This is a genomic window from Williamsia sp. z34 (assembly GCF_059553395.1).
In genome coordinates, this window is record NZ_JCANWW010000005.1 from 179,014 (window position 1) to 202,921 (window position 23,908).

15 protein-coding genes are annotated in these 23,908 nt (G+C 65.3%); 8 read left to right on the forward strand and 7 right to left on the reverse strand.

Annotation, left to right across the window (positions count from 1 at the left end; translation table 11 throughout):
* The first annotated feature begins 25 nt into the window (after positions 1-25).
* Positions 26-8,998, forward strand: a complete 8,973-nt coding sequence (locus AC51GT_RS14350; RefSeq protein WP_496329201.1) for an amino acid adenylation domain-containing protein — start codon at positions 26-28, stop codon at positions 8,996-8,998.
* A 157-nt stretch (positions 8,999-9,155) separates the two neighbouring features.
* Positions 9,156-10,055, forward strand: a complete 900-nt coding sequence (locus tag AC51GT_RS14355) for an AMP-binding protein (protein ID WP_496322682.1) — start codon at positions 9,156-9,158, stop codon at positions 10,053-10,055.
* Here the strand turns inward: AC51GT_RS14355 and AC51GT_RS14360 are convergent.
* Positions 10,033-11,937 (reverse strand): sigma factor-like helix-turn-helix DNA-binding protein, encoded by a 1,905-nt coding sequence (locus AC51GT_RS14360; RefSeq protein ID WP_496329202.1) that lies wholly within the window; start codon positions 11,935-11,937, stop codon positions 10,033-10,035. The two genes, AC51GT_RS14355 and AC51GT_RS14360, sit on opposite strands and share 23 nt — an antisense overlap.
* 67 nt (positions 11,938-12,004) lie before the next feature.
* On the reverse strand, positions 12,005-13,159 hold the full coding sequence (locus AC51GT_RS14365) for an isochorismate synthase (RefSeq protein ID WP_496329203.1): 1,155 nt from the start codon (positions 13,157-13,159) through the stop codon (positions 12,005-12,007).
* Positions 13,160-13,380: 221 nt separating this feature from the next.
* Here AC51GT_RS14365 and AC51GT_RS14370 point away from each other — a divergent pair, with 221 nt between their 5' ends.
* Together AC51GT_RS14370 and AC51GT_RS14375 are read left to right on the forward strand one after the other, a co-directional pair.
* Complete coding sequence (locus AC51GT_RS14370; RefSeq protein WP_496329204.1) at positions 13,381-14,025, forward strand: MSMEG_1061 family FMN-dependent PPOX-type flavoprotein; 645 nt, start codon at positions 13,381-13,383, stop codon at positions 14,023-14,025.
* Between the two features lie 50 nt (positions 14,026-14,075).
* Positions 14,076-14,852, forward strand: coding sequence for an SDR family oxidoreductase (locus AC51GT_RS14375; RefSeq protein WP_496322685.1), 777 nt, complete (start codon positions 14,076-14,078; stop codon positions 14,850-14,852).
* A gap of 97 nt (positions 14,853-14,949) precedes the next feature.
* Here the strand turns inward: AC51GT_RS14375 and AC51GT_RS14380 are convergent, their stop codons facing one another.
* The gene (locus AC51GT_RS14380) at positions 14,950-16,782 is read right to left on the reverse strand and encodes an acyl-CoA dehydrogenase (protein ID WP_496322686.1); all 1,833 of its coding nucleotides are present in this window, start codon (positions 16,780-16,782) and stop codon (positions 14,950-14,952) included.
* A 223-nt stretch (positions 16,783-17,005) separates the two neighbouring features.
* On the opposite strand from AC51GT_RS14380, the gene AC51GT_RS14385 reads away from it, so the two are divergent.
* Positions 17,006-17,671 (forward strand): GTP pyrophosphokinase, encoded by a 666-nt coding sequence (locus AC51GT_RS14385; RefSeq protein WP_496329205.1) that lies wholly within the window; start codon positions 17,006-17,008, stop codon positions 17,669-17,671.
* A 7-nt stretch (positions 17,672-17,678) separates the two neighbouring features.
* On the opposite strand, the gene AC51GT_RS14390 is transcribed toward AC51GT_RS14385, so the two are convergent.
* Positions 17,679-18,452: a deoxyribonuclease IV gene (locus AC51GT_RS14390; protein WP_496322688.1), complete on the reverse strand. Its 774-nt coding sequence runs from the start codon at positions 18,450-18,452 to the stop codon at positions 17,679-17,681.
* 129 nt (positions 18,453-18,581) lie between these two features.
* Here AC51GT_RS14390 and AC51GT_RS14395 point away from each other — a divergent pair, with 129 nt between their 5' ends.
* Positions 18,582-19,979, forward strand: coding sequence for a WS/DGAT/MGAT family O-acyltransferase (locus AC51GT_RS14395; protein WP_496322689.1), 1,398 nt, complete (start codon positions 18,582-18,584; stop codon positions 19,977-19,979).
* Here AC51GT_RS14395 and AC51GT_RS14400 read toward each other — a convergent pair.
* Complete coding sequence (locus tag AC51GT_RS14400) at positions 19,976-20,875, reverse strand: alpha/beta fold hydrolase (RefSeq protein WP_496329206.1); 900 nt, start codon at positions 20,873-20,875, stop codon at positions 19,976-19,978. The genes AC51GT_RS14395 and AC51GT_RS14400 overlap by 4 nt on opposite strands.
* A gap of 106 nt (positions 20,876-20,981) precedes the next feature.
* Here AC51GT_RS14400 and AC51GT_RS14405 point away from each other — a divergent pair, with 106 nt between their 5' ends.
* Positions 20,982-21,266 carry a hypothetical protein gene (locus tag AC51GT_RS14405; protein WP_496329207.1) on the forward strand — a complete coding sequence of 95 codons (285 nt, stop codon included), beginning with the start codon at positions 20,982-20,984 and terminating at the stop codon, positions 21,264-21,266.
* Between the two features lies 1 nt (position 21,267).
* Here the strand turns inward: AC51GT_RS14405 and AC51GT_RS14410 are convergent, their stop codons facing one another.
* The gene (locus tag AC51GT_RS14410) at positions 21,268-22,383 is read right to left on the reverse strand and encodes a DNA adenine methylase (RefSeq protein WP_496329208.1); all 1,116 of its coding nucleotides are present in this window, start codon (positions 22,381-22,383) and stop codon (positions 21,268-21,270) included.
* A 52-nt stretch (positions 22,384-22,435) separates the two neighbouring features.
* Positions 22,436-22,651: a hypothetical protein gene (locus AC51GT_RS14415; protein ID WP_482136089.1), complete on the reverse strand. Its 216-nt coding sequence runs from the start codon at positions 22,649-22,651 to the stop codon at positions 22,436-22,438.
* Positions 22,652-22,818: 167 nt separating this feature from the next.
* Here AC51GT_RS14415 and AC51GT_RS14420 point away from each other — a divergent pair, with 167 nt between their 5' ends.
* The gene (locus tag AC51GT_RS14420; protein WP_496322693.1) at positions 22,819-23,907 is read left to right on the forward strand and encodes a phosphatase PAP2 family protein; all 1,089 of its coding nucleotides are present in this window, start codon (positions 22,819-22,821) and stop codon (positions 23,905-23,907) included.
* The last annotated feature ends 1 nt before the right edge of the window (position 23,908 follow it).

Sequence of the window (23,908 nt, forward strand, 5' to 3'; positions counted from 1 at the left end):
GTAATTCGATCTAGGAGATCTGAACATGTCAACGTCGACAGTCACCGGAATCGAACTGTTCCGAGCTCAGCAGGGTGTGTGGTTCGCCCAGCAATTGATGCCCGGCAGCGCGGTGTTCAACATCGGTCAGGCGATGTGGTTGCACGGAGAGCTCGATGCGCGGGCACTCGAGAGCGCATGGCGGCAAACATGGAGGGACGCAGAAGTGTTGCGTTCGCAGTTTGTCGCCGACGGTGACAGCGTGGTGGCGTGTCCCGACGATCGGGAAGCGCCGTGGACCGTCATCGACCTGTCGTCCGATGCACCCGGCACCGAGACCGTCGCCGCCCGGGCCCGTCGTGCGATGGAGACGGAACTGGCGGTCTCCCGCGACCTGCACGGTGATGATCTGGTGGGCTCGACATTGTTCGATCTCGGTGAGAACCGGTGGGTTTGGTTCCTGCGTATCCATCACATCCTCATCGACGCCTATGGTCTGTCGCTGGTGTCGAAGCGCGTGGCACAGGTGTACACCGCACTGGTTTCCGGCAAGCCTGTCGCGGAGTCGTCGTTTGCCACTCTGGCGGCGGTCGCGGAGGCCGCCGGACGATCGGCCGATGCGGTGGCCGCCGACCGGGAATTCTGGTCGACGACAGTGCGTGGGCGCGGTGTGAGCCGGTCACTGGCCGGTGAATCGGTGGCGCTGGCACCGGTCAACCCCAGGTTGCCGTTGCACGCCCGACGAGTGGTGGCAGACGAGGTCATCGCCGACATCGAAAATCTCTGCAAGGCCACGGGTTCGACATGGGCGGAAGTGGCGATCCTCGGCTGGGCTGCCTATACCCGGCATCTGCTGGCATCCGATGAGGTGATCGTCGGTATGCCGATGATGGGGCGACGTGGTCCGGCCGCGCTGCGCACGCCGATGCTGGCCGCCAACATCCTGCCGCTGCATCTCCACCTCTCCGGCGGGGCAACCATCGCCGAGTCGGTGAAAGCGGTGGTGGCAGGTCTCAAGACGCTACGGGCCCACCAGGAGTACCGGGTCGAGGACATCGCCCGCGACAACGGGCTCGTCGGCACCGACATGCAACCGGTCGGTTCGCTCATCAACATCAAGGCCTTCGACTACCGATATGAATTCGGCGACCTCGAAGTCGTCCCGGAGAGCATCGCCACCGGACCGGTCACCGATGTGGCGTTGTCGGTGTACAACGACCCGATCCACGGCTTCGTGTTCGACTGTGACGCCAACCCGGACCTCTACACACAGGAAACACTCGAAGCCCTGCTCGACCGGTTTGCGGACTACTTCAGCCGGATCGCGGCTGCAGGCCCGCAGGCCCGAACCGGCGAAGTCACCACGGTCACGGAGGCGGAAACCCGTTGCATCGCAGACTGGTCCGGATCCGGCCATCTGCCGATGACCGAGCACCCGGCAGTTGCCGACCAGTTCGCCTCGCGCGCCGGCGAGCGCTCCGGGCGCACGGCACTGATCACCTGGGCCGGGAAGGTGACGTACTCCGAGCTGGCCCGCGACGTGGCCCGGCTGGCCAGGATGCTGTCAGCCGAAGGGGTCGGCCCGGAAAGCCGGATTGCGTTGTTGCTGAACCGCGGAACCGACCACGTCACCGCGATGCTGGGTGCACTGACCGTCGGAGCGGCGATTGTCCCGATCGACCCGGACTATCCTCGGGCCCGGATCGGGTACGTGCTCGATGATGCGCTGCCCGATCTGATCGTCACCAGCGGGTCGGCTGCGGCGCAGTGGGCAGACCTGCTCGGCTCCGTCAGTACCCGTGTCCTTGTGCTCGACGAGCCCGAAACACGCTCGCGCATAACGGAGTTCCCCGGTAGCAGGATCGAGGTGGGTGAACTGGGGCGGGCGGTACAAGCCGCCGACATGGCCTACCTCATCTACACATCCGGTTCGACCGGGCAGCCCAAAGGTGTTGCCGGTACCCACAGCGCGCTGGCACACCGGATCGGATGGGCGGCCACGGCCTGGGGTCCGGGCGATCCCGGCCGCCGCGATGTCAGGATCGCCAAGAGTTCGGCCGGTTTCATCGACGGCACCACGGAATTGCTTGCCGCGCTGGTTGCCGGGGCCACGGTGGTGCTGGCCGACGACCAGATCGCATCCGACCCACGGGCCCTCGCCGAGGCAGTGGACACCCATCGGGTCACCCAGCTCACCGCGGTGCCCTCTCTGTTGCGCTCGATGATCGATGTGGCCGCCGACAAGCTCGCCGGTGTCGAGCGCTGGATTTCGAGCGGTGAGGACCTACCGGAATCGCTGACCGCGGATCTTCTTCGGGTGGCGCCGGATTCGGTGGTCATCAACTCCTACGGGTCGTCTGAGGTGGCCGGCGATGTGGCCTACGCCGAACTCGGCGCGCCCGGGTCGGTGACGATCGGCAGGCCGGTCCCGAACACCACCATAGAAATCCTCGACCGCTGGCTGGCACCGGTACCCCCGGGCGCGGTCGGAGAGGTCTACGTCGGCGGCACCCAGGTGGCGCGCGGGTACTGGGGCCGTGCCGGGCTCAGTGCGGAGCGGTTTGTTGCCGCGCGCCAGGGCGCCCCCGGCGCCCGGATGTATCGCACCGGTGATCTCGCGCGCTGGACCACCGACGGCGACATCGTCTATCTGGGACGCGCCGATCATCAGGTGAAGATCCGTGGATTCCGGATCGAGCTCGGTGAGATCGAGTCGGTGCTGGGCGGACTCGACGGGGTGGCGACCGCAGTGGTCGTCGCACATCCCCAGAGCGACGGTGGACGTGTTCTGGTCGGATACGTCACCCCTGCCGGCGCCGGATATCTCGATCCCGCTGCGATGGTCACCGACCTGTCATCGGCCCTGCCGGCCCATCTGGTCCCGGCAGCGGTGGTGGTACTCGACGAGTTGCCGGTCACCACATCGGGCAAACTGGACCGGGCCGCATTGACGCGCCGCGACTTCCGGCCCCGGCACGCCGAGACCACCGCACCGTCGACGCCGACGGAAACGCGGTTGTCGGAATACTTCTCAGATGCCCTCGGCGTCGCGGAACCGGGAACCACCGAGAACTTCTTCGCCCTGGGCGGTCATTCACTGTCGGCAACCCGGGTGCTGGCGCGGATCGCGGGACAGACAGGTGTTGCGCTGTCGCTGCGGGATGTCTTCGACAACCCGACCATCGTGTCCCTGGCCGTCGTGGTCGACCGCAAGCGCAGTGCCGGGGGATTCGACGCCGCACCGCCGATCCTGCCCCGAGGGCAGTCGGCTCCGGCGCCGTTGTCGGCATCGCAGGCGCGACTGTGGTTCCTCCATGAGCTCGAAGGCCCGAGCCCGGTCTACAACATCGTGATCCCGCTCCGGGTGCACGGTCGGCTCGATGCCGATGCACTCCGGGCGGCCCTGCGCGCGTTGCTGTCCCGGCACGAACCGCTCCGCACCGTCTTCGTGGACACCCCGACGGGCCCGGTTCAGGACGTGCTCACCGTCGATGAGGCGGATCCGGGGGTGGAGTTCATCGACGGCGATGACGAGCAGGGTTTCGTGGATCGTTGCCGTGGACATCGGTTCGACCTCGGATCACAGATCCCCATCAGGATGTCGGTGCTCGAACGCGCCGACGGCGAATCGGTGTTGTGCATCGTCGTGCACCACAGTGCTTTCGATCAGTGGTCGGTGCCGATCCTGTTCACCGACCTCGACGGTGCCTACCGGCGGTTCCGGGGAGAGGCTGTCGGAGAACCCGCACAACTACCGGTGCACTACGCGGACTATGCCCACTGGCAGCAGACGATGCTCGGTGGGGCAGCGGGCGGTGGGGAACCCGCTGAGGTGATCCGGCGGCAACTCGACCACTGGGCCGCGCGACTGTCGGATCTTCCGGACGAACTGCCGATCCTCACCGACCGGCCGCGGTCGGCAGCGGCCGGCCAGGAGGGCTTCACCGTCAGCCGGGTTCTGGACCCGGGCGTGGTGCGCGCCATCAAGTCGGCCTGCCGCCGGTACGAGATCACCGAATACATGTTTGCGCAGACCGCGGTCGCGTTGGTGCTCGGCCACTTCGGCGCGGGCACCGATGTTCCCATCGGTACACCGGTCTCCGGGCGCGGACAACCGGGTATCGAGCATCTGATCGGCTTCTTCGTCAACACGCTTGTCGTCCGCACCGAACTCGACGGGGATCCCACCGTGGCAGAACTGTTGCAGCGGACGAAAACGCTGGTTCTCGATGCGTTCGACAACCAGGACGTGCCATTCGAAAGGGTGGTGGATCAACTCAAACCAGAGCGGATCGCCTCGCGACACCCCCTCTTCCAGACGATGGTCGTCTACCGGAACGCGCGTGGACTGCCCGCCGACATCGGTGACGTGCCGATCGAGCTGATCCACACGCCTGCCACCACTGCGAAGTTCGACCTCGAATTCGAACTGGTGGAACTCGATTCGGGTGCGTTGACCGCTGACGTCGTCTTTGCCGCGGACCTCTTCGATCGCATCACCGGCGAGCGCTACGTCGACGCGCTGACGCGGGCGCTGGAGCAGCTTGCCGGCGCGGCCGCCGAGCGGATCAGCGACCTCGACATCGCCGACCATCGTGAGCGTGTGATGGTGCAGAACTGGTCGCGTGCACCGCAAGTGGAGGTGCGCGCGCACACCATCGACGGGTTGTTCGCCGAGCAGGCCGCCGCGGCCCCCGATGCGGTGGCGCTGTCACAGGGCCAGGCCCGGTGGACGTATCGGGAGTTGGCGGAGGCCGGTAACCGCCTGGCCCGCCTGCTGATCGCCCGCGGCGTCGGGTCCGGGGACCGGGTGGCCGTACTCGCGCCACGGCGACCGGAATTGGTGGTCATGGTGCTGGCGACGCTGACGGCCGGCGCCGCGTATGTGCCCGTCGACCCGGGCTATCCCGCAGCCCGGATCGATCACCTGCTCACCGACAGCGACCCGTCGGTACTGCTGGTCTACGGCGAGGACGAGCGCCGGATCGTTGTCGATCACGCGGCACCGTGCATCGTCCTGACCGATGGCGCAGTGGCAGGACAACTTCAGATGCTGTCGGCCGCACCGGTTGCCGACGCCGATCGCCGTCGCCGGCATGTGAACACCGATCCGGCCCACATGATCTACACCTCCGGTTCCACCGGCACGCCCAAAGGTGTGGTGGTCCCGCACCGCAACGTGATCGCACTGCTCGACGCGACCGGCGACATGGCTTTCGGCGGGCAGGATGTCTGGACGCTGTTCCACTCCTACTCCTTCGACTTCTCTGTGTGGGAGATCTGGGGTGCGCTGTGCACCGGTGGACATCTTGTGGTTGTCGACCAGGGCACGTCTCGGGACCCGGCGGCGTTCGGCGATCTGGTGCGCCGGGAACAGGTGACCGTACTCAATCAGACGCCGTCGGCCTTCTACGCGTTTGCCGATGCCGAGTGCGAACGCGCCGGTGATACCTCACTTGCATTGCACACCATCATCTTCGGTGGTGAGGCACTCGACTTCCGCAAGCTTCGGAGATGGCACGAATCGCACCCGGAGAGCGCGGCGAACCTGATCAACATGTTCGGGATCACCGAGACCACGGTGCACACCACCGTCCATCGGCTCAGCGGCGACTCCGAGCACGGGGCCAGTGTCATCGGCCGACCGCTCGACAATCTGAACACGTACGTGCTCGATCACCGCATGGCCCCGGTGCCCCCGGGTGTTGTCGGTGAACTGTATGTCGCCGGTGATCAGGTGGCGCAGGGCTATTGGAATCGTCGCGGCCTGACCGCAACCCGGTTCGTGGCCAATCCGTTTGATGCCGATGGCAGTCGCCTGTACCGCACCGGCGACCTGATGCGGTGGAACTCCGGCGGACTACTCGAATACGCCTCGCGTGCGGACGAACAGGTCAAGATCCGTGGATTCCGAATCGAACTCCATGAAATCGTGGCGGCGCTCGAAGCGCATCCGATGGTGAAGTCGGCGGTGGTTGTTGTCGGCGAACGTGAACGCGGCGGGTCCTCGGCGGATGACGCGCCGGAGAAATACCTGGCCGCGTACTGGGTGGGTGTGGATCCGGGCCGAGAGGATCCGGCCGTCGACGTCGACAAGATGCTGCGCGAACACCTGGAGGCCTCGCTTCCGGCGCACATGGTGCCCGCTCACGTGATCGGTCTGGATGCGTTGCCGCTCACCACCAATGGAAAGCTCGATCGGCGGGCGCTGCCCAACCCGCAGGATGTGCTCCGGGTCGGTGCCGATGCGCGCGGACCGGAGGGGCCGATGGAGGTCGCTGTGGCAAGGGCTTTCGAAACGGTCCTCGGGCTCGACGCCGTGGCCGTGGACACCGACTTCTTCCATCTCGGCGGTGACAGCATCTCGGCGCTCGCGATCGTCCGGCATGCCCGGACCCACGGCGCGGTCACCAGCCTGCGGATGGTGTTCGATCACCGGACGGTCGAGGACATCGCGGTCCATGCCGACCCCGTCGACGGTGCCGGTACGGCAACGGATCGGGTTCGCCTGACGCACCGCCCGACGTCGCTGATGCCCATCATGCACCGGCAACTGGACTCCGGTTCCGGTGGTGCCGGAGATGATCACTCGGGGGTGCGGCAAACACTTCTGCTCACCGCACCAACCGATGTCGATCTCGTGCGGCTGCGTGAGGCACTGTCCGCGACCATCGCGATCCACGGTGCACTTTCGCTCCGCGTCACCCGCGATGACGAGGGTCCGGCGGTGCACGCGGGGGATCCGTACCCGGAACTGTGGGATATCAGAACCGTTGATGCCCGCGGACTTTCGCGCGACGAGTTCACCGACCTGATCCGGGCGGAAGAGGAGAAGGCGGCGCAGGAACTCGATCTGGGAGACGGAGCTCTGACCGCCATGGTCCACTTCGACCGTGGCGCGGGCGAAGGTGTGTTGGCCTGGGTGGTCAACCATTTTGCGGTCGACTTCGTGTCCTGGGAGATCCTGGTCGCCGACCTGGCGCAGATGTACGAACGCCCGGTGCTCGCAGATGAGGTCGACCTGTCGTATTTCGAGTGGATGGAGTATCTCAACATCGAATCGACACTCGATCAGTTCCGTCCCCAGTTGCCCTACTGGATCGAGTGCATCGGGGCAGTGGGTTCGAATGATGTGGTGACAGAACCGGAACGGATCGACCGGGTCGCACATACCGGGACGTTCGGTGAGGCGGCCTGCGCCGCGGTCGCCGGTGGTGTGGCCGGGCGCGACGGGTTCGTCAATTCGGTGCTCCTTGCGGGATTGTCACTGGCACTGGGGATCCGGCGTCAACGCGCCGGGCAGGAACCCCGGACCGGTCTTCTGGTCGATGTCGAGGGACATGGCCGGGTGAGCCGACCGGACGCGCCGGCCTCGGAGGGTGCGGTGGGGTGGTTCACCACCGTCAAGCCGATCGCGCTGCGGGTTCCGGACGAGGTGTCCGGGCGGTTGTTCGAGTCGCCGATCGTGGGACTCGATGCGCTCGATGCCGTCGACCGGGCCCTCGATCAGGTTCCCGACGACGGAATCGGCTACGGCATCCTCCGGTACCTGGACGGCCAGAGCCGGGAGGTGTTCGCCCAATTACCCACCGCCGAAGTCCAATTCAACTACGGCGGGATGACCACCGCGGCGGCACAAACCCGGGTGTGGACGACACCGCCCGGTCTCCCGCGACTGATCGCCACCGACCCGGCACGCCCGGCGCATCCGCTGGTGGTCAACATCGTGGGCCGTCGGTCCGCCGGCGGTACCGAGTTCCACTACTCGCTGGAATCCGATCGGCCGGAATACGGGCCCGTGCTGGCCGAGATCGCCGGACTCTGGGAACAGGCTGTCGTGACGCTGATCTCCGTGACTGATCGGCAGCGCCCGGCGGCCAGGGATGAAGCCTCGGTGACGGTGGTGCCGACGGCAAATCAGCATCGGCTCCGCGCCGGCGAGGTGGATGTCGCCGGATTCGCACTCACCGAGGTGATCGACCTCGCGCAGACCCCCGACCGCGGCCGACTCGAAGTGGCGCTGCTGGAGCAGATGGACCGATACGATTCGCTGCGCCAACGGGTCCGGGCCCGGGGTCGGGTGTTGCTCGCCGAGGTGCTGCCGGTTTCGGCCGCTGCCGTTGCCGATGCCATCTCCTTTCACACCCTCGACATGCCCGCCGAGGCGGCCATCGCCCACGTCGCGGATCAGATGTGTGGCGAACTCGATGCCGCGCAGGGTGTGATGTGCAGGGTGGCGGTGGTTGCCTCGTCTGCCGGAGATCACCTGGTGGTTGCGGTGCACGGGACGGCCGCCGACAACCGGTCGTTGCACACGCTGGCGACCGCACTTGCCGCCGGGCCGCGGGTGCTCGAGCCCGGCGATGCCGGGGTCTCGGTGGTGGACGTGGCGGCCGCGTTGAACGATCTGTCGCAGTCACAGCGGGCCGCCGACGCGATCGATGACCTGGGCGACCCCGGATCCGGCGCTGTGGACCTTTCGTCAGTTGGTACCGGCGACTGGGCGCAGACAGTTGCCCGTCAGGTGCCGATCAGTGCTGACGCCGCATCGGTGGAGGCGGCATTCCTGCAGGCCGCAGGCCGTGGTGGGTTCGCTGCGGCGGTCGACCTCGATGCCGATCTGCGACTGCTCGCCGGTGCGGACGAGCGGGAGGTCCGGGACGCGTTCGGCTGGTGGACATCAACCGGACCGGCCGCGTGTGACGGGGCGTCGGCGGACCCGGCAGTGCGTGCCTGGAACCCGCTGGCCCGCTTCGGAACACGTGAGGGCCGCAAGAAGGCGAAGCGATATGCGGTTTCGCCGATATTGCTCACCAGAAAATACGGGGTGAGTGCGCGGCCGAATATGCGCGAAAGTAATGAACTCTTTTACCGAATCGTGTTCAGCTACCGCCTCCGAGGAGAATCGGTTGACCTCATGATTTGTGGAGCTCAGGAGGATTTCGGTGATCAATTCTTGGATTCGTGGGCATCCGCCATCATAAACCGTGCATCCAATGTGCCCGGCACTGATCTTTGAGTTCACAAAATGGAGATAAAGCATTGCGGCAATTCAAATAGGGAGGCTGGCGCCCCAGATAAGATAAGGCTACCCTCATGAAGTTGGTGAGTGGCCCGTGTCCGGTTGGCACGACGCCGAGTGCGCCGACGCCATACCGACGGGAGGAAATTGCCGCATGCTCGCTGTTGCGCCGAATGCGATGTTCGATCACGTTGTATGTGCCGATCCGCAGCTGGAGGCCATGGTCTGCGGTGACGACGTGGTGGACTTCGAGCGGCTCGACGAATCCGTCGACTGGCTCTGTGAGGATCTGTCCGCGTGCGGCATGCGGTCGGGCCATCGGGTCGGGCTCTGTATCCGCGAGGGACGGCAGTTCGTGCTCGCTTTGCACGCCTTGATGCGCATGGACGCCGTGATCGTCCCGCTGAATCCTCTTGACGACGAAGCCCTTGTCGGCGTCCGCGATCTCGACCTCCACTACGTCGTGTCCCACGTGCTGGAAAACGACCTCGTCGAGGAGGTGGCCGCGCTGGTCGGTGAACGCGATTGCGCCCCGATGTTCAGCGTCGCCGATGAATTCACGCTGATCGGTGTCGGGGACGGGCCCATCGACCGAGCCGGCGGATTTGTCCTCGGCGGGGCCGATCGGTCTACGTGGAGCTGGCTCCGTTGTGTCGAAGCGGTCGACGAGGTCCGCAAGGGGCTCGATCTGGATTCGAAGGCTCAGGTGATGCTCTGCGGGAGTTGCGAGAGTGCGGCGGCAGTCATGGTGATCCTCGCCTGTGCCAGCGCCGGATCGTGCCTGCAGATCGCGTCGCCTGCGGTGGATGCGAACAACTGGCCGGCGATCGGCACCGGTCACACGTCGGTCCTTTTTGCGCCGTCTGCATCGGTGTGCTCATTCATCGAGCAAGCACCACAACAGCTTTGGCGCAGCCTTCGGGTGGCCCTGGCGTTGCGCGACGCGGTGCCGGAGGTGGTCGAACGCCGGTATGGCCTGGTTCGCCAGTGCGTCGGTAACGTTGCGATCTACGAGGCGGAGAACTGCCCGATCAGGTTGAGGTCGGTTTCGTAGTATCCGTGCCCGGAGGGCCGGTCGCGAGTTCCACCAGTTCGGCCAGAGCATCTTCTCGGCGGTGCCGCAGTGTGTCGATCACCGCCGCGATATCGGTGTCCTCCGGCAACCACAGCGCAGAGACCAGGATCTCTCGCAGCTGTGCAACGTCCGCGGGGGGCCGGTCCGATCGGCCGAGCATCGCCACGATCTGTTGTGCCGGTTCGGCTCCGGCCGGGGGCCGGTATGGCCGGACATCGAACTGCTGTGGCGCGAACTCCAGGAAGATCTCATCACCCTCGGTCAGGCCGAGGTCGTCGATGAACCGCTTGATGGTGCCCAACCGGGCCTGTACCGATACCCAGATGATCGATTGCGGACCAAGTCTCGACGGAAGCTGCAGAGGTTTACCCGGGCCGACCCCCAGATGCCCGGCCAGAGCGGACGGGATGTTGAACGCGGACCCCTTGACGTGCGCCTTGGACACAACCGAACGCCAGCGGACGATGTCGCCGTCGCGGTACAGATTTCGGGTCTTTGCCGGTGATTTCCGGTTCACGTAACGCTTTTCGCGCCGGGTGACGACATCATCGCGGGTGATGAACTCACCGGCCCCGGCGTATGCGCGGATGGATGATTCGGTGACGTTGTACTTGGCCATGATCCGGCTGATCAGATCTTCGATACCGATCTGCCCGCCGACCTCGTCGAGGATCGCGCCGATCTGCCGGTGGACGGGCAGATAGCGTTCACCGCCCCAGCGGACCAGCCCGTACGTGGTGCGATCGGTCTTCACGATCCGGTCATCGGTGGTGATGGCGTTGCGGATGCTCGACCGCGACCGCGGGGTATCGGCCATGGAATCGACGATCTCGTCGAAGGTCAGCGGGGTGCCCGCGATGGACAACGCGGCCGCGACCAGATCGCCGGTCGCAGTCGAGGCGGTCACCACATGATCGCCGATCAAGGCAAAACCGTTGCGCCCCAGCCAGCGGGCGGTGGTCTCGACACTGAGCATCAACGCCCCGGCCACCGGGGCCAGCGGTACCACCGACTCTGGGCCGGCGTATTCGTCGAGGATCTCCCGTACTCGCGTATTCGCGTCTTGCACACTGCCTTTGATGATCCAGTTGTCGGCGATATGGAGTTCGCCGGACCCGGCGCCGAGGATGCGCCACAGCGGGATATCCAGGGTGGGGAACTGCCGTCCCAGCGCGGGGATGTCCGCGATCACGTCGGAGACGTCGGCGATCGGATTGGCCCGCGCAGTCATCTCCGACAACAGCGGGCGCAGCGAGGTCGAGGCCTCGACCATCTCGGTCAACTGCAGCCGCAGGCTCCGGTCGAGCTGGTTCACCCGCTCGCGGGACAGGCCCAGCTGTGAGGCCAGGTGGGCCTGCGTGCGCGGCTGCGAGGTGACGATACGTTCGGCGAGGATGAGACGGTCGCGGTCGTCGAGCCCGTCGATGAATTCCCTCACGCGCCGGTCTTCGGTCAGTGGGATCGGCAGTGCGTCATCGGCGGACGGCGAATCGTCGGCAACCGCTGTGGTCGCGATGAGGTTCCGGACGATCTCGGCCACGGCGCCGCGGTCGAGACCAGGGGATTCGAGCAGCTGATTCACGGTTCGATCGAGCCGATGGCCCGTATGTGCCGCATGCGGGAAGTCGGCGGCGAGCTGATGATCCGGCCGGTCGGCGATGTATCGGGCAGCGACAAGGGTGCAGAATGCGTCGAAGTTTTCGCTGGTCAGGCTCTCCGCAGGCGACGTCCCGATCCACGCATTCGGGATCAGTTCGTTCTCCGACAGGATCGATGGACCCGATCGATAGTCATCGAGCCACGGCAGAAGCTCAACCCACCGGCGGTGTGCCAGCGGGCGAACTGCATTCGCGGCGGGCATCAAGACGACCTTTCGGGTGCAGCGGGTATATCGAGCAGCGTGGACAACTCAGCCGCGACACCGCAGTTTAACCGACACCCAACGCGGTGAGGATGGTGCGGAATTTGGCCGAGGTCTCGGCCAGTTCCTGATCCGGGTCGGAATCGGCGACGATACCGCCGCCCGCCGAGGCTCGGATGGTGCGCCGGTCCGCGTCGAGTTCGGCGCATCGGATGCTGACCAGCCACTCTCCGTTGCCGGTGGCGTCGCACCAGCCGACCGCACCGGCGTAGAAGCGTCGGTCCTCCTCGTTGCGGAGGATGTGGTCGCGGGATTGGGCGGTGGGTGTACCGCAGATGGCGGGGGTCGGGTGCAGGATGCGGGCCAGGTCCAGCGCCGTGATGGCCGGATCGCGGAGCCGACCGGAGATCTCCGTCCCCAGATGCCACATGGCCGGCGTCTTGGTGAGTGAGGGGGCGGTCGGCACGATGACGTCGCCGCACAGTGGGCGCAGCCGTTCGGCCAACGCCTCGACGACAAAGGCGTGCTCGTGTTGGTCTTTGGCCGATGCGGTCAGTCGCGCAGCCTGCTCTCGATCGGCAACCGGGTCGGCAGACCGCGGTGCCGAGCCGGCGAGCGGATGGCAGGTCACCGTCGAACCCGTTCGGCGGACAAGCACTTCCGGGCTCGACCCGATCAGCAGATGGCCGTCGAAATCGGGGCCGGCAGGTGAGAGATCGGCGAGGAAACCGTTGTGGGCGTGGTCTGCGTCGACCAGTCGGCCGAGTAGCGCGACGGGGTCGATCGGAGCGCTCGCCCGCAACATCAGTGTCCGGGCCAGAACCACCTTGGAGAGTTCGGTGGCCGGATCGGTCAGGGCGCGAAGGGCCAGGCGAACGCGCCGGACGTGTTCTTCGGGTGCCGGGATCGTCGTGACGATCTCCACCGGCGGCAGTACCCCGCCCGGCGACTGCCATTGCTGTGCGGTGTGGGTCACCTCGGCCGGGGCCAAGAGGGCGGCGGGCCGCTCGGTGTCGAAGGGGAGTGCGCCCACGATGTAGTTGTGGCCACCGCTTTCGAGTGCCTCGCGTGCCACCGCGATGCTGTCGAAGTGGGCGCTGACACCGGTCGCCTGCAGGTGATACCCCGGGCGCGAGAGGGTGAACGTCGGAGTGGTTCCTATCGTGGCGCTGATGATCGTGGCCTCCGGCTTCGAGCGTGTACCGGCGGATGTGGTGGACATGGTCTGACTAACCTCTCAACGCTTGTCGGCTGTGAACAGCCTAGTGCTTCCGACCTACCCCAGTAGAAATAGCCTATCCGAATGATGTAGTTCTTGATAGGTGTCCTTCCCGGCTCCCCCCAGGCCGCCCATTCGACGTCGGCTACTACTTCACGACTTCCGGCAGGCAGGATGACGAACCCCGCCGGCCTGCGGCTCGGGGCCTGGTGTCTGATGGGAGTGTGACGACGACCAACCCGGCATCGAGCCCAGACGACACCCATGCGATCACCACGCAGGCGGACCTCGAGCGGGTGCTCGGAGTCGCCCATCCAGACGTCCTGAACAAGCACACGTCGTCGCTGACCCCGTCGATCGTCGAGTATCTCCGGCATGCCAGGTTTTTCGTCCTGGCCACGGCGGATGCCGACGGCAACTGTGATTGCTCGCCGCGCGGTGACGTCGATTCGGCGGTACTCGTCCCCGACCCGCACACCCTGGTGCTGCCCGATCGGATGGGCAATCGGCGGGTCGATTCGTACCGCAACATCCTGGCGAATCCCCACGTCGGGGTGTTGTTCATGGTTCCCGGAATCGATGAGGTGATCCGGGTCAACGGCCGGGCGAGGTTGCGTACCGACCCGGATCTGCTGGACGCCATGGCGATCAAGGGCAAGTCGGCGACGCTCGCCGTTGTCATCGACATCGACGAGGTCTACGTCCATTGCGCCCGGGCGATCCTGCGGTCGGATCTGTGGAATCCCGAGCGATTCGCCGATCCGGACGTCGTGCCGACCGTTCGCGACATCTTGGCCGAGCAACACGCGATGCCGGTGCCTGCCGACGAGCCGCGCCGACAGGAGCCGTACCGCTCGCATCTGTACTGATCGGTGATCGACCCTTGAACCGAACAAGCGCTCGGTCATAGGGTGCGAGAATGGAAATCAACGGAGCAAGCGCAATTGTGACGGGTGGGGCATCGGGTATCGGTGCCGCAGTGGCGCGGCAACTCGCCGCTTTGGGGGCCAAGGTCGTGGTTGCCGATGTGCAGGCCGACAAGGGGGAGGCCCTGGCCAAAGAGATCGGTGGGGCCTTCGTCAACGTCGATGTCACCAAGACCGAGCAGATCGAGGCAGCGGTCAACAAGGCCCTCGAGCTCGGACCGCTACGGGCGCTGGTCAACTCGGCAGGCGTCGGTTCGGCGCAGCGCACCATCGGCCGGGACGGTGAGTTCTCCTCCGCCCACGATATCGATACCTTCCGGCGGGTCATCAACATCAACCTGATCGGCAGCTTCGACGCGACCCGGCTGGCAGCCACCGCGATGAGCCGCGGTGAGCCGACCGAGTCGGGCGAGAAGGGTGCGATCGTGTCGCTGGCCAGCGTCGCCGCATTCGACGGCCAGATCGGTCAGGCCGCCTACTCCGCATCCAAGGGCGGCATCGTCAGTCTGACCCTGACCGTCGCCCGCGATCTGGCGGCCGCCGGCATCCGCAACAACACCGTCGCCCCCGGCCTGATCGAGACCCCCATCTACGGAACGGGTCCCGAATCCGAGGCGTTCAAGGCCAAACTCGGTGAGAGCGTGCTGTACCCACGCCGTCTCGGTACCCCCGACGAACTCGCGTCGATGGTCATCGAACTGATCACGAACTCCTACATGAACGGCGAGGTCGTCCGCGTCGACGGCGGCGTGCGGCTCCCGCCCAAGTAACCCAAAAATCCGCGCCACGTACCTCCGTTCGCGCCTGTTGCAACAGGCGCGAATGTGAGGACGTGGCGCGGATTTTGCTGGGGGACTTGCGAAATGACTAGAACGAGGCTTCGTCGAGCTCCATGATGTCGTTGTCGACCTTCTCCACGATGCCGCGGACGGCGGTGAGCTCGGGCAGCATGTTCTTCGCGAAGAACGTCGCGACGGCCACCTTGCCGTTGTAGAAGGCGGTATCGGCCTCACTGGCACCGGCATCGAGCGCGGCCTGCGCCACCTCGGCCTGGCGCAGCAGCAGCCAGCCGATCATCAGGTCACCGACACTCATCAGGAAGCGCACGCTGCCCAGGCCGACCTTGTACAGCTCGGTCGGCTGCTCCTGGGCGTTCATCAGGAAGCCGGTCAGCGTCGCGGCCATCGCCTGGACGTCTTCGAGGGCCGTCTTGAGCAGGGCCTTCTCCGCCTTGAGGCGACCATCGCCCGAGTCCGACTCGATGAAGGCACTGATCTGGCCGGCGACGTGAGCCAGGGCTTGGCCCTTGTCACGAATGATCTTGCGGAAGAAGAAGTCCTGCGCCTGGATGGCGGTGGTGCCCTCGTACAGCGAGTCGATCTTGGCGTCGCGGATGTACTGCTCGATCGGGTAGTCCTGCAGGAAGCCCGAACCGCCGAGCGTCTGCAGTGAACCGATGAGCTGTTCCGAGGCCCGCTCGGAGCCGACACCCTTGACGATCGGCAGCAGCAGGTCGTTGACGCGGTAGGCCATGTCCTTGTCGGCGCCGGAGACGATCTGCGCGGAGGAGAGATCCTGGTGCGAGGCGGTGTACAGGTACACCGCGCGCAGGCCTTCGGTGTATGCCTTCTGGGTCATCAGCGACCGGCGTACGTCCGGGTGATGGGTGATCGTGACACGCGGGGCGGCCTTGTCGGTCATCTGCGTCATGTCGGCGCCCTGCACGCGCTCCTTGGCGTATTCGAGCGCATTGAGGTAACCGGTCGACAGCGTGGCGATCGCCTTGGTGCCCACCATCATCCGGGCGTGCTCGATGACGTCGAACATCTGCGCGATGCCGTCGTGGACCTCGCCGACGAGCCAGCCCTTGGCGGGGACGCCGTGCTGGCCGAAGGTCAGCTCACACGTGGACGAGACCTTGAGACCCATCTTGTGCTCGACGTTGGTGACGAATACGCCGTTGCGCTCGCCGAGTTCGCCCGTCTCGTGGTCGAAGTGGAACTTCGGTACGAAGAACAACGACAGGCCCTTGGTGCCCGGCCGTGCGCCCTCGGGGCGGGCCAGCACCAGGTGGATGATGTTCTCGGTCATGTCCTGATCGGCCGAGGTGATGAAGCGCTTCACACCGTCGATGTGCCAGGTGCCGTCTTCCTGCTTGATCGCCTTGGTGCGGGCGGCGCCCACATCGGAACCGGCGTCGGGCTCGGTCAGCACCATGGTGGCGCCCCAGCCGCGCTCGGCACTGATGACGGCCCACTTCTTCTGCTCGTCGGTGCCGTTGTTGTAGAAGATGTTGGAGAAGCCGGCGCCTGCGGCGTACATGAACGCGCCCGGGTTCGCGCCGAGGAGCAGTTCGCCGATCGCCCAGTACAGCGACCGGGGAGCAGGCAGGCCGCCCAGCTCCTCATCGATGCCGAGCTTGTCCCAGCCTGCGTCGGTCAGAGCCTTGTACGACTTCTTGAACGACTCGGGGACGGTGACGCTGTGGGTCTCCGGATCGAAGACGGGCGGGTTGCGGTCGGCGTCCGCGAAGGACTCGGCCAGCGGGCCCTGGGCGAGGACGTTCACCTCACGCAGCATGTCGATGGCGGTCTCTTTGTCGAGATCGCCGAAATCTCCGCTGCCGAGGACCTCTTCGAGCTTGAACATCTCGAAGAGGTTGAACTGGAGGTCGCGGAGATTGCTCTTGTAATGCCCCATTGCAGAATCCTTTGCAATCGTCGAACGGCTATTGATTGTGGCGAGTACTCGGTTGGTGGACTGCACAGTAAGTTACTCACCAGTAACAACTGTGAATATACATCCGCTTACCACGTCGCACAAACGCTCTGTACATCAACGAATGTGATGCGCAACATATCGGGGGTGCAGGCCGGGATGGCTCACCGGCGGCGTGGTCGGCAGGTCGGGCACCATGGATGTCATGTCTGACGCGGTGAAGAGCAGTGAAGGTGTGGGGACCGAGCTCCTCGAGATCGGTGATCGCCTGCAGAAGTTCATGCTGCCGTTCCAGTTCGCGATCAAGGAGATCGTCACCAAGCTGGAAATCCTGCGCGACGAGTTCGCCTACCTCAACGACTACAACCCGATCGAACACATCAGTGCGCGGGTCAAGACCCCCGAGAGTCTGCTCGCCAAGGCCCGGCGACGCGGCATCCCGATGGACCCCGGCTCCCTGCAGGGTCGGATCGACGACATCGCCGGCGTCCGGGTGTCGTGCACGTTCATCGCCGACGCCTATCGGCTCACCGAGCTGCTGTGTGCGCAACCCGACGTGAAAACCCTGCACACCAAGGACTACATCGCGCATCCCAAACCGAACGGGTACCGCGGACTGCACACCATCGTCGAGACGCCGGTGAACCTGAGCACCGGCCAGTTGCCGGTGAAGGTCGAACTACAGATCCGAACCATCGCGATGGACTTCTGGGCCAGCCTCGAGCACAAGATCTATTACAAATACGATCGCACCGTGCCCGCCCATCTCCTCGACGAGCTCGCCGAGGCCGCCGATACCGCCAACATCCTCGATCAGAGGATGCAGGCGATCCGGCGGGAGATCCACGGCAGCGGAAATCACGAGCTCTGACGCTGTGTCAGGCCAATGCCTCACGCAGATAGGTCAGATCGTCGGCGAGACCGTCCTCGGGTGTCTCGAGGATCACCGGGGCACCGGCTGCCTTCACCACCGCGACCAGGACATCGGGGTCGATGTGGCCGTCGGTGAGGTTGGCGTGACGGTCGCGGCCTGAGTCGAACTCGTCGCGTGAATTGTTCAGGTGGATCAGGTCGATCCGCCCGGTGATGGCCTTGACCCGCTCGACGATGTCGACGAGATCTTCGCCGCCCGCCCATGCATGGCAGGTGTCGAGGCAGAAGCCGGCGCTCTCGTAATCGCCGACCGCATCCCACAGCCGTTCGATGTTCTCCAGGGTGCGGGCCATCGCATGATCGCCGCCCGCGGTGTTCTCGATCAGGATCGGGACGGGAAATCCGCCCTTGTCGTTCGCCCGCTCGAATAGCTTGCGCCAGTTCTCGTATCCGTCCTTCGCGTCTTCGTCGTCCCGTAGATGTCCGCCGTGCACCACCAACCCGAACGCACCGAGTTCGGCGGCGGCGATGGCCTGGTTGATCACTGCCTGACGTGACGGCATCCGGAGCCGGTTGTTGAGGCTCGCGACGTTGATCATGTACGAGCTGTGGACCACCACATCGATCGGGGAGTTGCGGATTTGTTCTGCCAGCGGATGGGGTTTCGGCTTTTCCCAGCCCTGTGGATCGGTCACAAACATCTGTAGCAATTCGGCGCCGAGCTCCTCGGCGCGGCCGATTGGATCGCTGTCTTGTCGTACGTGGGCACCTATGCGCATGAGCACAGCTTAGGAGGCTCCGCCTGCGAGAGTGTTTCTCATCGCCGATCCTCGGATATTTGGCGACGATTAGGGGCAGAGTGGAGATCCGTAACACCCTGTCGGACGAACTGTTGTGGGGGAGTAAACGTGGAACGTTTGAGCGGTCTGGACGCCTCATTTCTCTATCTCGAATCACGATCGCAGTTGATGCACATCGTCGGGCTGATCGAACTCGACCCGGATACCGTCGAGGGCGGATATTCGTTCGAGAAGATGCGCGATGTACTCGACCGCCGGATCGCCGGACTCCCGACATTCCGTCGGAAGCTTCGGGATTCGATCCTGAACATCGATCACCCGGTGTGGGTGGAGGACCGGAATTTCGACATCGAAAGCCACGTCCACCGGGTGGCCGTCCCACCACCGGGCGGACGCCACGAACTGGCAGATTTCTGTGCGCACATCGCCGGGGTGCCGCTGGACCGCAGCAAACCGCTGTGGGAGATGTGGGTCATCGAGGGGCTCGCCGACGGCAAGATCGCGGTGCTGCTCCGGATGCACCACGCCAGCGTCGACGGGGTGAGCGCCGCGGACCTGCTGGCCAAGCTGTGCACCATCACTCCTGAGGAACCCGAGCTGGACGAGGAGGCCATGGCCTCCTCGGCCGGGGACGCCTCGCTCGCTGGGCTCGCGGTCGACGGTGCGCTCCAGGTGGCGCGCAGGCCGCTGAGCTTCGCGCGGCTGCTGCCCAAGACTGCGCAGGTGCCGTTCGACTGGATCTCACGAGCCCGCCGCAACGAGGCGATGCCGCTACCGTTCCGGGCGCCGCGCACGCCGTTCAACAAATCGATCACGGGCCATCGGAGCCTGGCCTACACACAGGTGTCCCTGTCGGACGTCAAACGCATCAAGGACCACTTCGGCGTCAAGATCAACGATGTCGTCCTGAGCGTCTGCGCGGGGGCGCTGCGAAGCTACCTCGACGATCTCGGGGAACTTCCCGACCAGCCGCTGGTCGCGATGGTCCCGGTGTCGGTCCACGGCGACAACGACGACGACCTGGTGACACAGGGCACCAACAAGGTCACCGGCATGTTCACCAAACTCGCCACCGACATCGCCGACCCGATCGAGCGCATCACGACCGTCGGTGAGCAGGTCCGCAAATCCAAGGAGCATCACGGCTCGATGGACTCGAACCTGTTCCGGGGCTGGGCGCAATTCGTGCCGCCGGCGACCATCGGTATGGCGATGCGGCTGTACGCATCACAGGAACTGGCCGATCGGCATCCGGTGATCTACAACCTGGTGATCTCCAATGTGGCCGGGCCCGATTTCCCGATGTACTACCTCGGCGCGAAGATCGAGGGGATGTACCCGCTCGGGCCGGTGTTCCACGGTGCAGGCATGAACATCACGGTGTTCTCCCTCGACGGGCAACTCAACGTCGGCGTCATCGCCTGCAAAGAACTCGTCCCCGATCCCTGGCCGTTGATGCAGGCCTTCGAAGACGAGGTCAAAGCGCTCCTGGCCGCCTGCGCCTAGGCGTCGCTCGCGGCGGGGACGAGCGCGACTTCCCGGGCTGCCTCCATGAAGACCGGGACGAACTCGTCGGCCTCGAGTACGCAGCAGGCATGACCGCCGTGGACCTCGAAGGCCTTGATGCCGGGGATGTTGTCGGCAAGCAGGCGTTGCCGCGATGGCGGGATCACCCGGTCCTTCGTCGAGATCAGGACAGCGCTGGGCACGTCGATCTCGGCCAGCCAGGGGCGGGAATCGAAGACGGACATGCCGTCGCCGAGCGGTCCGAGACGGGACAGGGGCGTCGCCAGGAACTGCCGCATGGCCCACAACGAGTCCGGGACCGATCGATCGTCGAGCTTGGCGGCATTCGGCCGTACGTGCGGCGGATGGATGATCTTCATGATCCGGCCGATGTTCGACATGTTGGTCTGACGCTTCGGGTCGTGGCTGCCGAAGAACGGGCCGGTGGAACACAGGATCAGCCCGTCTACGCGGCCCGGATGCCGGTGCCAGGCCAGCTGGGCCACACCGCCGCCCATCGAGAATCCGGCGGCGGTGAAGGTCTCGATACCCAGGACGTCGGCGAGCGCGACCACGTCGTCGGCGCAGTCGTCGAGGTCGAACGGCTTGTCGCGGATGCCGCGACCATGCCACCGCAGGTCGAGTGTGATCACGCGGAACTCCTTGTTGAGTTCGGGGATCAGCGGATACCAGCACAGCAGCCCGTTGGTCATCACCGAATGCAGCAGGAAGATCGTCGGTTTGTCCTTCGGCCCGGAGTCCGTCACGTACGTCGAACCCCGCCCGGGCAGGTAAACCATGTGACCGTCGGGGAGATCGCGGACGGGGTACTGGTTGAAGACCCTTTCTCCCCGGCGCAAGATCGCATCGCGTGCCCTCACCAAAACACTTTCCATCTGCTCGACGGTACTGGGGTATGAGTGATGCCGCCGTTCTTGTCGGCAGCGTACGATGACTAAATAGTGATGTGCATCACGGTTGGGGCAGGAGATGGGAGCTGTCATGCATTCGGGAACCTCACTACATGTCCGCAGGCTCGCGGTCTGGCCGGCTGGTTGGCTGGCCTACTTTGCCGGTCTTGCAGGGGCGGCGGCCGCGGCTCTGACGCTTCTCGCGTTGGCGAGCGAACACTATGTGGAAAGTGCTGTTGCCGGCGGCTGCCTGCTGGCCCTGGTCGTGTTGGCGATCGTGTCGATGCGCGCGATCCCGCGGATCTCCGACCAGCACACCCACGACGTCGAGGCCCGGCGCGACCACGCGGTGTACCGGGCGCGCTATCCGCTGTAGATCAGGACCGCTCCACGAGGTAGAGGTGCTCGGTGACGTGGGCACTCCTGCCCCGGAGATTGCGGCTGCCGCGGAATGTGTTGTACCGCTGCGTGAATTCGGTGACCGCCCCGATGGGTTCGAGCATCTCACGCATCTGTTCCGGGGCGATGAACCCCTCGTCGTTGAACGAGATCAGCAGATACCTCGCGTCCAGTCCGTCGATCAGTGACCGCAACAGCCCGGCGGCAACCGAACGCACGTTGTAGCCCGAGCGGTTCCAGTCGCCGGGGATGCCCGAGACCGGGCTCATGGCGGTGGGCACGCGATTGTCGGCGATCAGGTTGAGCATGAAGTAGTTCGAGCCGTAGGGGTGCTGGTTGTACGGCGGGTCCAGGTAGGCCACGTCGACGCCGCCGACCAATGCGGGCAATGCCGCTGCGTCGGTCTGCAGGACCCGGCGCTCGCAATGGTGGCTGCTCAGGACCGGTGGACGCAGGGTGATGGTTCCGGTGATGCGTCCCAGGGCGTCGGCGCCGCTGCCGCCGAATCGTCCGATCCCGGTCTCCCGGTCTTTGTAGAAGCCCTTGAACACGCCAGAGGTGTTGGCGTGGACCGATGCTGCCGACAGCAGTGGTCCGAGCAACAGGGTGCGCAACGGTTCGTCGAGCCCGTGGATGAGGTGGATGTAGGCGTCCAGGCGTCGAGCATTCTCGCTCGTGTAGAAGACCCGTTCGCCCGGTGCGATCCGGTTGTCGTCTGCGGGTGCGTAATGCTCGGCGATGAAACCGCTTGTCCGGTAGCCGGATTCGACGATCTGATTGATCTCGTCGACGGTCGCGGTGAGCAGTGCCGGGTCGATCTCGCAGGCGTTGGTGAGGTAGCACTCGCTGATCACCCGGGCGTAGCTCTCCAGATCGTTCGCGATGACCGATTTCGACCGGGCCTTCGCCAGCCGCGAGACCACCCCGCTTCCGGAGAACGCGTCGAGTGTCACGAGCTTCCTGCCGACCTGTTCCTGTACCTGCGCCAGCGCCTCGTCGATCAGGACCAGCAGTTGGCGTTTGTTACCGATGTAGGTGATCAGCTGTGAGGTGCGGTAGGTGGCTTCGGTGTCTTCCGCTTCGGCCGTGTCCACAACTGCAGAGCGTATCGAGGGCTGTTCGCACATCGAACAGGCGTCCGTCGGCTCAGTCGTCCAGACAGATCTCGGTCTCGATGGTGATGGGCACACCGGTCGCGATGAGCAGTCGGCAGGGCGCCTCGGAGTCGCGGTACAGGCTGAGCCACTGGTGACCGCGACTGCCATCGGCGTAGACGGCTTCCAAGGTCCGGTTCAGGCGTGCTTCGGCTTCGTTGTTGATGATGTAGCGCCGATCGCCATATCGCAGATACTTGTTGGGCACGTTGCCTCCGGATCGAGTCGGTTGCGTGTCCAATCAGTGTGACTCACGCCACTTCTGGTGTTGGTATTTTCGGGCCGAGCCGCCCAGGCGATAAATGTCTGTTTCCTGGCGGGAACGTTTTCGCGAATTCTTGGCCAACAGCAGGCCTTCGATGACAACGTGGCTTCATGAGCACGCAGGAGGCCGATCGGTCCGACGCGGCGATCGCCGGTCGTCCGGTCTCCGACCGGTCGTGGCGCACCCGCCTGGGAGACCTGAGACTGTGGCGGGCCGTCGCGCTCACCGCGTGGCTGGCGGTGGTGATCTGGCACCTCGCTTACCTCGGACTGGCCTTCGACCGGACGCGCCTGTTGCTGCTTCTGTGTGCCGGACTGGCGGCGGCGAGCATCGGACGTCGGCGGGTCATCACGGTGGTCATCGACTGGCTGCCGTTCGCGTTGATCCTGCTGCTGTACGACTTCACCCGCAATATCGCCCAGTGGATGGACATGCCCACCCAGTGGTCGCCGGCCGTCGACTTCGATCAGTGGATGTTCGGGGTGAACCCGACGGCATTCCTGCAGACCCACCTCAAGGCGGCCGAACCGCCCTGGTGGGAGGTGATCACCAGCGTTGTCTACATGTCGTACTTCATCGTCCCGTACGCGGCCGCGGCGTTGCTCTGGCTCCGCGACCGGCACGCCTGGCGGCGGTATGCGATCGGATTCCTGCTGACGACGTTCCTGGCGCTGGTCGGGTACACCCTGGTGCCCGCTGCGCCGCCGTGGGCCGCCGCGCAGTGTTCGGCCGCCGAGGTGACCGACAATCCGCGGCATCCGGACTGCATGGACCGCGCTCCCTATGAGGGCGGCGGGATGCTGGGCGAGGTGGCGCCCCGGCACGAGGGTGCAGAGCCGTACGTGGAGCGGATCTCGGCCAGGGGTTGGGACGTCCTGGACATCCACGCGGCGTCCGGGCTGCTGCGGCTCGGTCAGGCGAAGGCGAACCTGGTGGCCGCGATCCCGTCGCTACACGCCGGTCTGACGATGTTCCTGGCGCTGTTCATGTGGCCCAGGGTGGGGGCGTTGGCGCGAACGTTGTTCGTGGGCTACGCATTCGCGATGGCCTTCACGCTCGTCTACACCGCCGAGCATTACGTGCTCGACATCCTGCTCGGCTGGGGACTGGCGGCATTCGCGGTGGTGGTGGTCGGTCGGGGCGACAAGCTCTTGGCCGCCCGCCGGATGAGCAAGGACCAGGAGTTTCTCGGCATCTGAC

What these genes read in the sequence shown, in the direction of transcription:
- AC51GT_RS14350 (WP_496329201.1), top strand. Translation starts at nt 26, where the DNA reads ATGTCAACGTCGACAGTCACCGGAATCGAACTGTTCCGAGCTCAGCAG.
- AC51GT_RS14355 (WP_496322682.1), top strand. Translation starts at nt 9,156, where the DNA reads ATGCTCGCTGTTGCGCCGAATGCGATGTTCGATCACGTTGTATGTGCC.
- AC51GT_RS14360 (WP_496329202.1), bottom strand. Translation starts at nt 11,937, where the DNA reads ATGCCCGCCGCGAATGCAGTTCGCCCGCTGGCACACCGCCGGTGGGTT.
- AC51GT_RS14365 (WP_496329203.1), bottom strand. Translation starts at nt 13,159, where the DNA reads ATGTCCACCACATCCGCCGGTACACGCTCGAAGCCGGAGGCCACGATC.
- AC51GT_RS14375 (WP_496322685.1), top strand. Translation starts at nt 14,076, where the DNA reads ATGGAAATCAACGGAGCAAGCGCAATTGTGACGGGTGGGGCATCGGGT.
- AC51GT_RS14380 (WP_496322686.1), bottom strand. Translation starts at nt 16,782, where the DNA reads ATGGGGCATTACAAGAGCAATCTCCGCGACCTCCAGTTCAACCTCTTC.
- AC51GT_RS14385 (WP_496329205.1), top strand. Translation starts at nt 17,006, where the DNA reads ATGTCTGACGCGGTGAAGAGCAGTGAAGGTGTGGGGACCGAGCTCCTC.
- AC51GT_RS14390 (WP_496322688.1), bottom strand. Translation starts at nt 18,452, where the DNA reads ATGCGCATAGGTGCCCACGTACGACAAGACAGCGATCCAATCGGCCGC.
- AC51GT_RS14400 (WP_496329206.1), bottom strand. Translation starts at nt 20,875, where the DNA reads ATGGAAAGTGTTTTGGTGAGGGCACGCGATGCGATCTTGCGCCGGGGA.
- AC51GT_RS14405 (WP_496329207.1), top strand. Translation starts at nt 20,982, where the DNA reads ATGCATTCGGGAACCTCACTACATGTCCGCAGGCTCGCGGTCTGGCCG.
- AC51GT_RS14420 (WP_496322693.1), top strand. Translation starts at nt 22,819, where the DNA reads ATGAGCACGCAGGAGGCCGATCGGTCCGACGCGGCGATCGCCGGTCGT.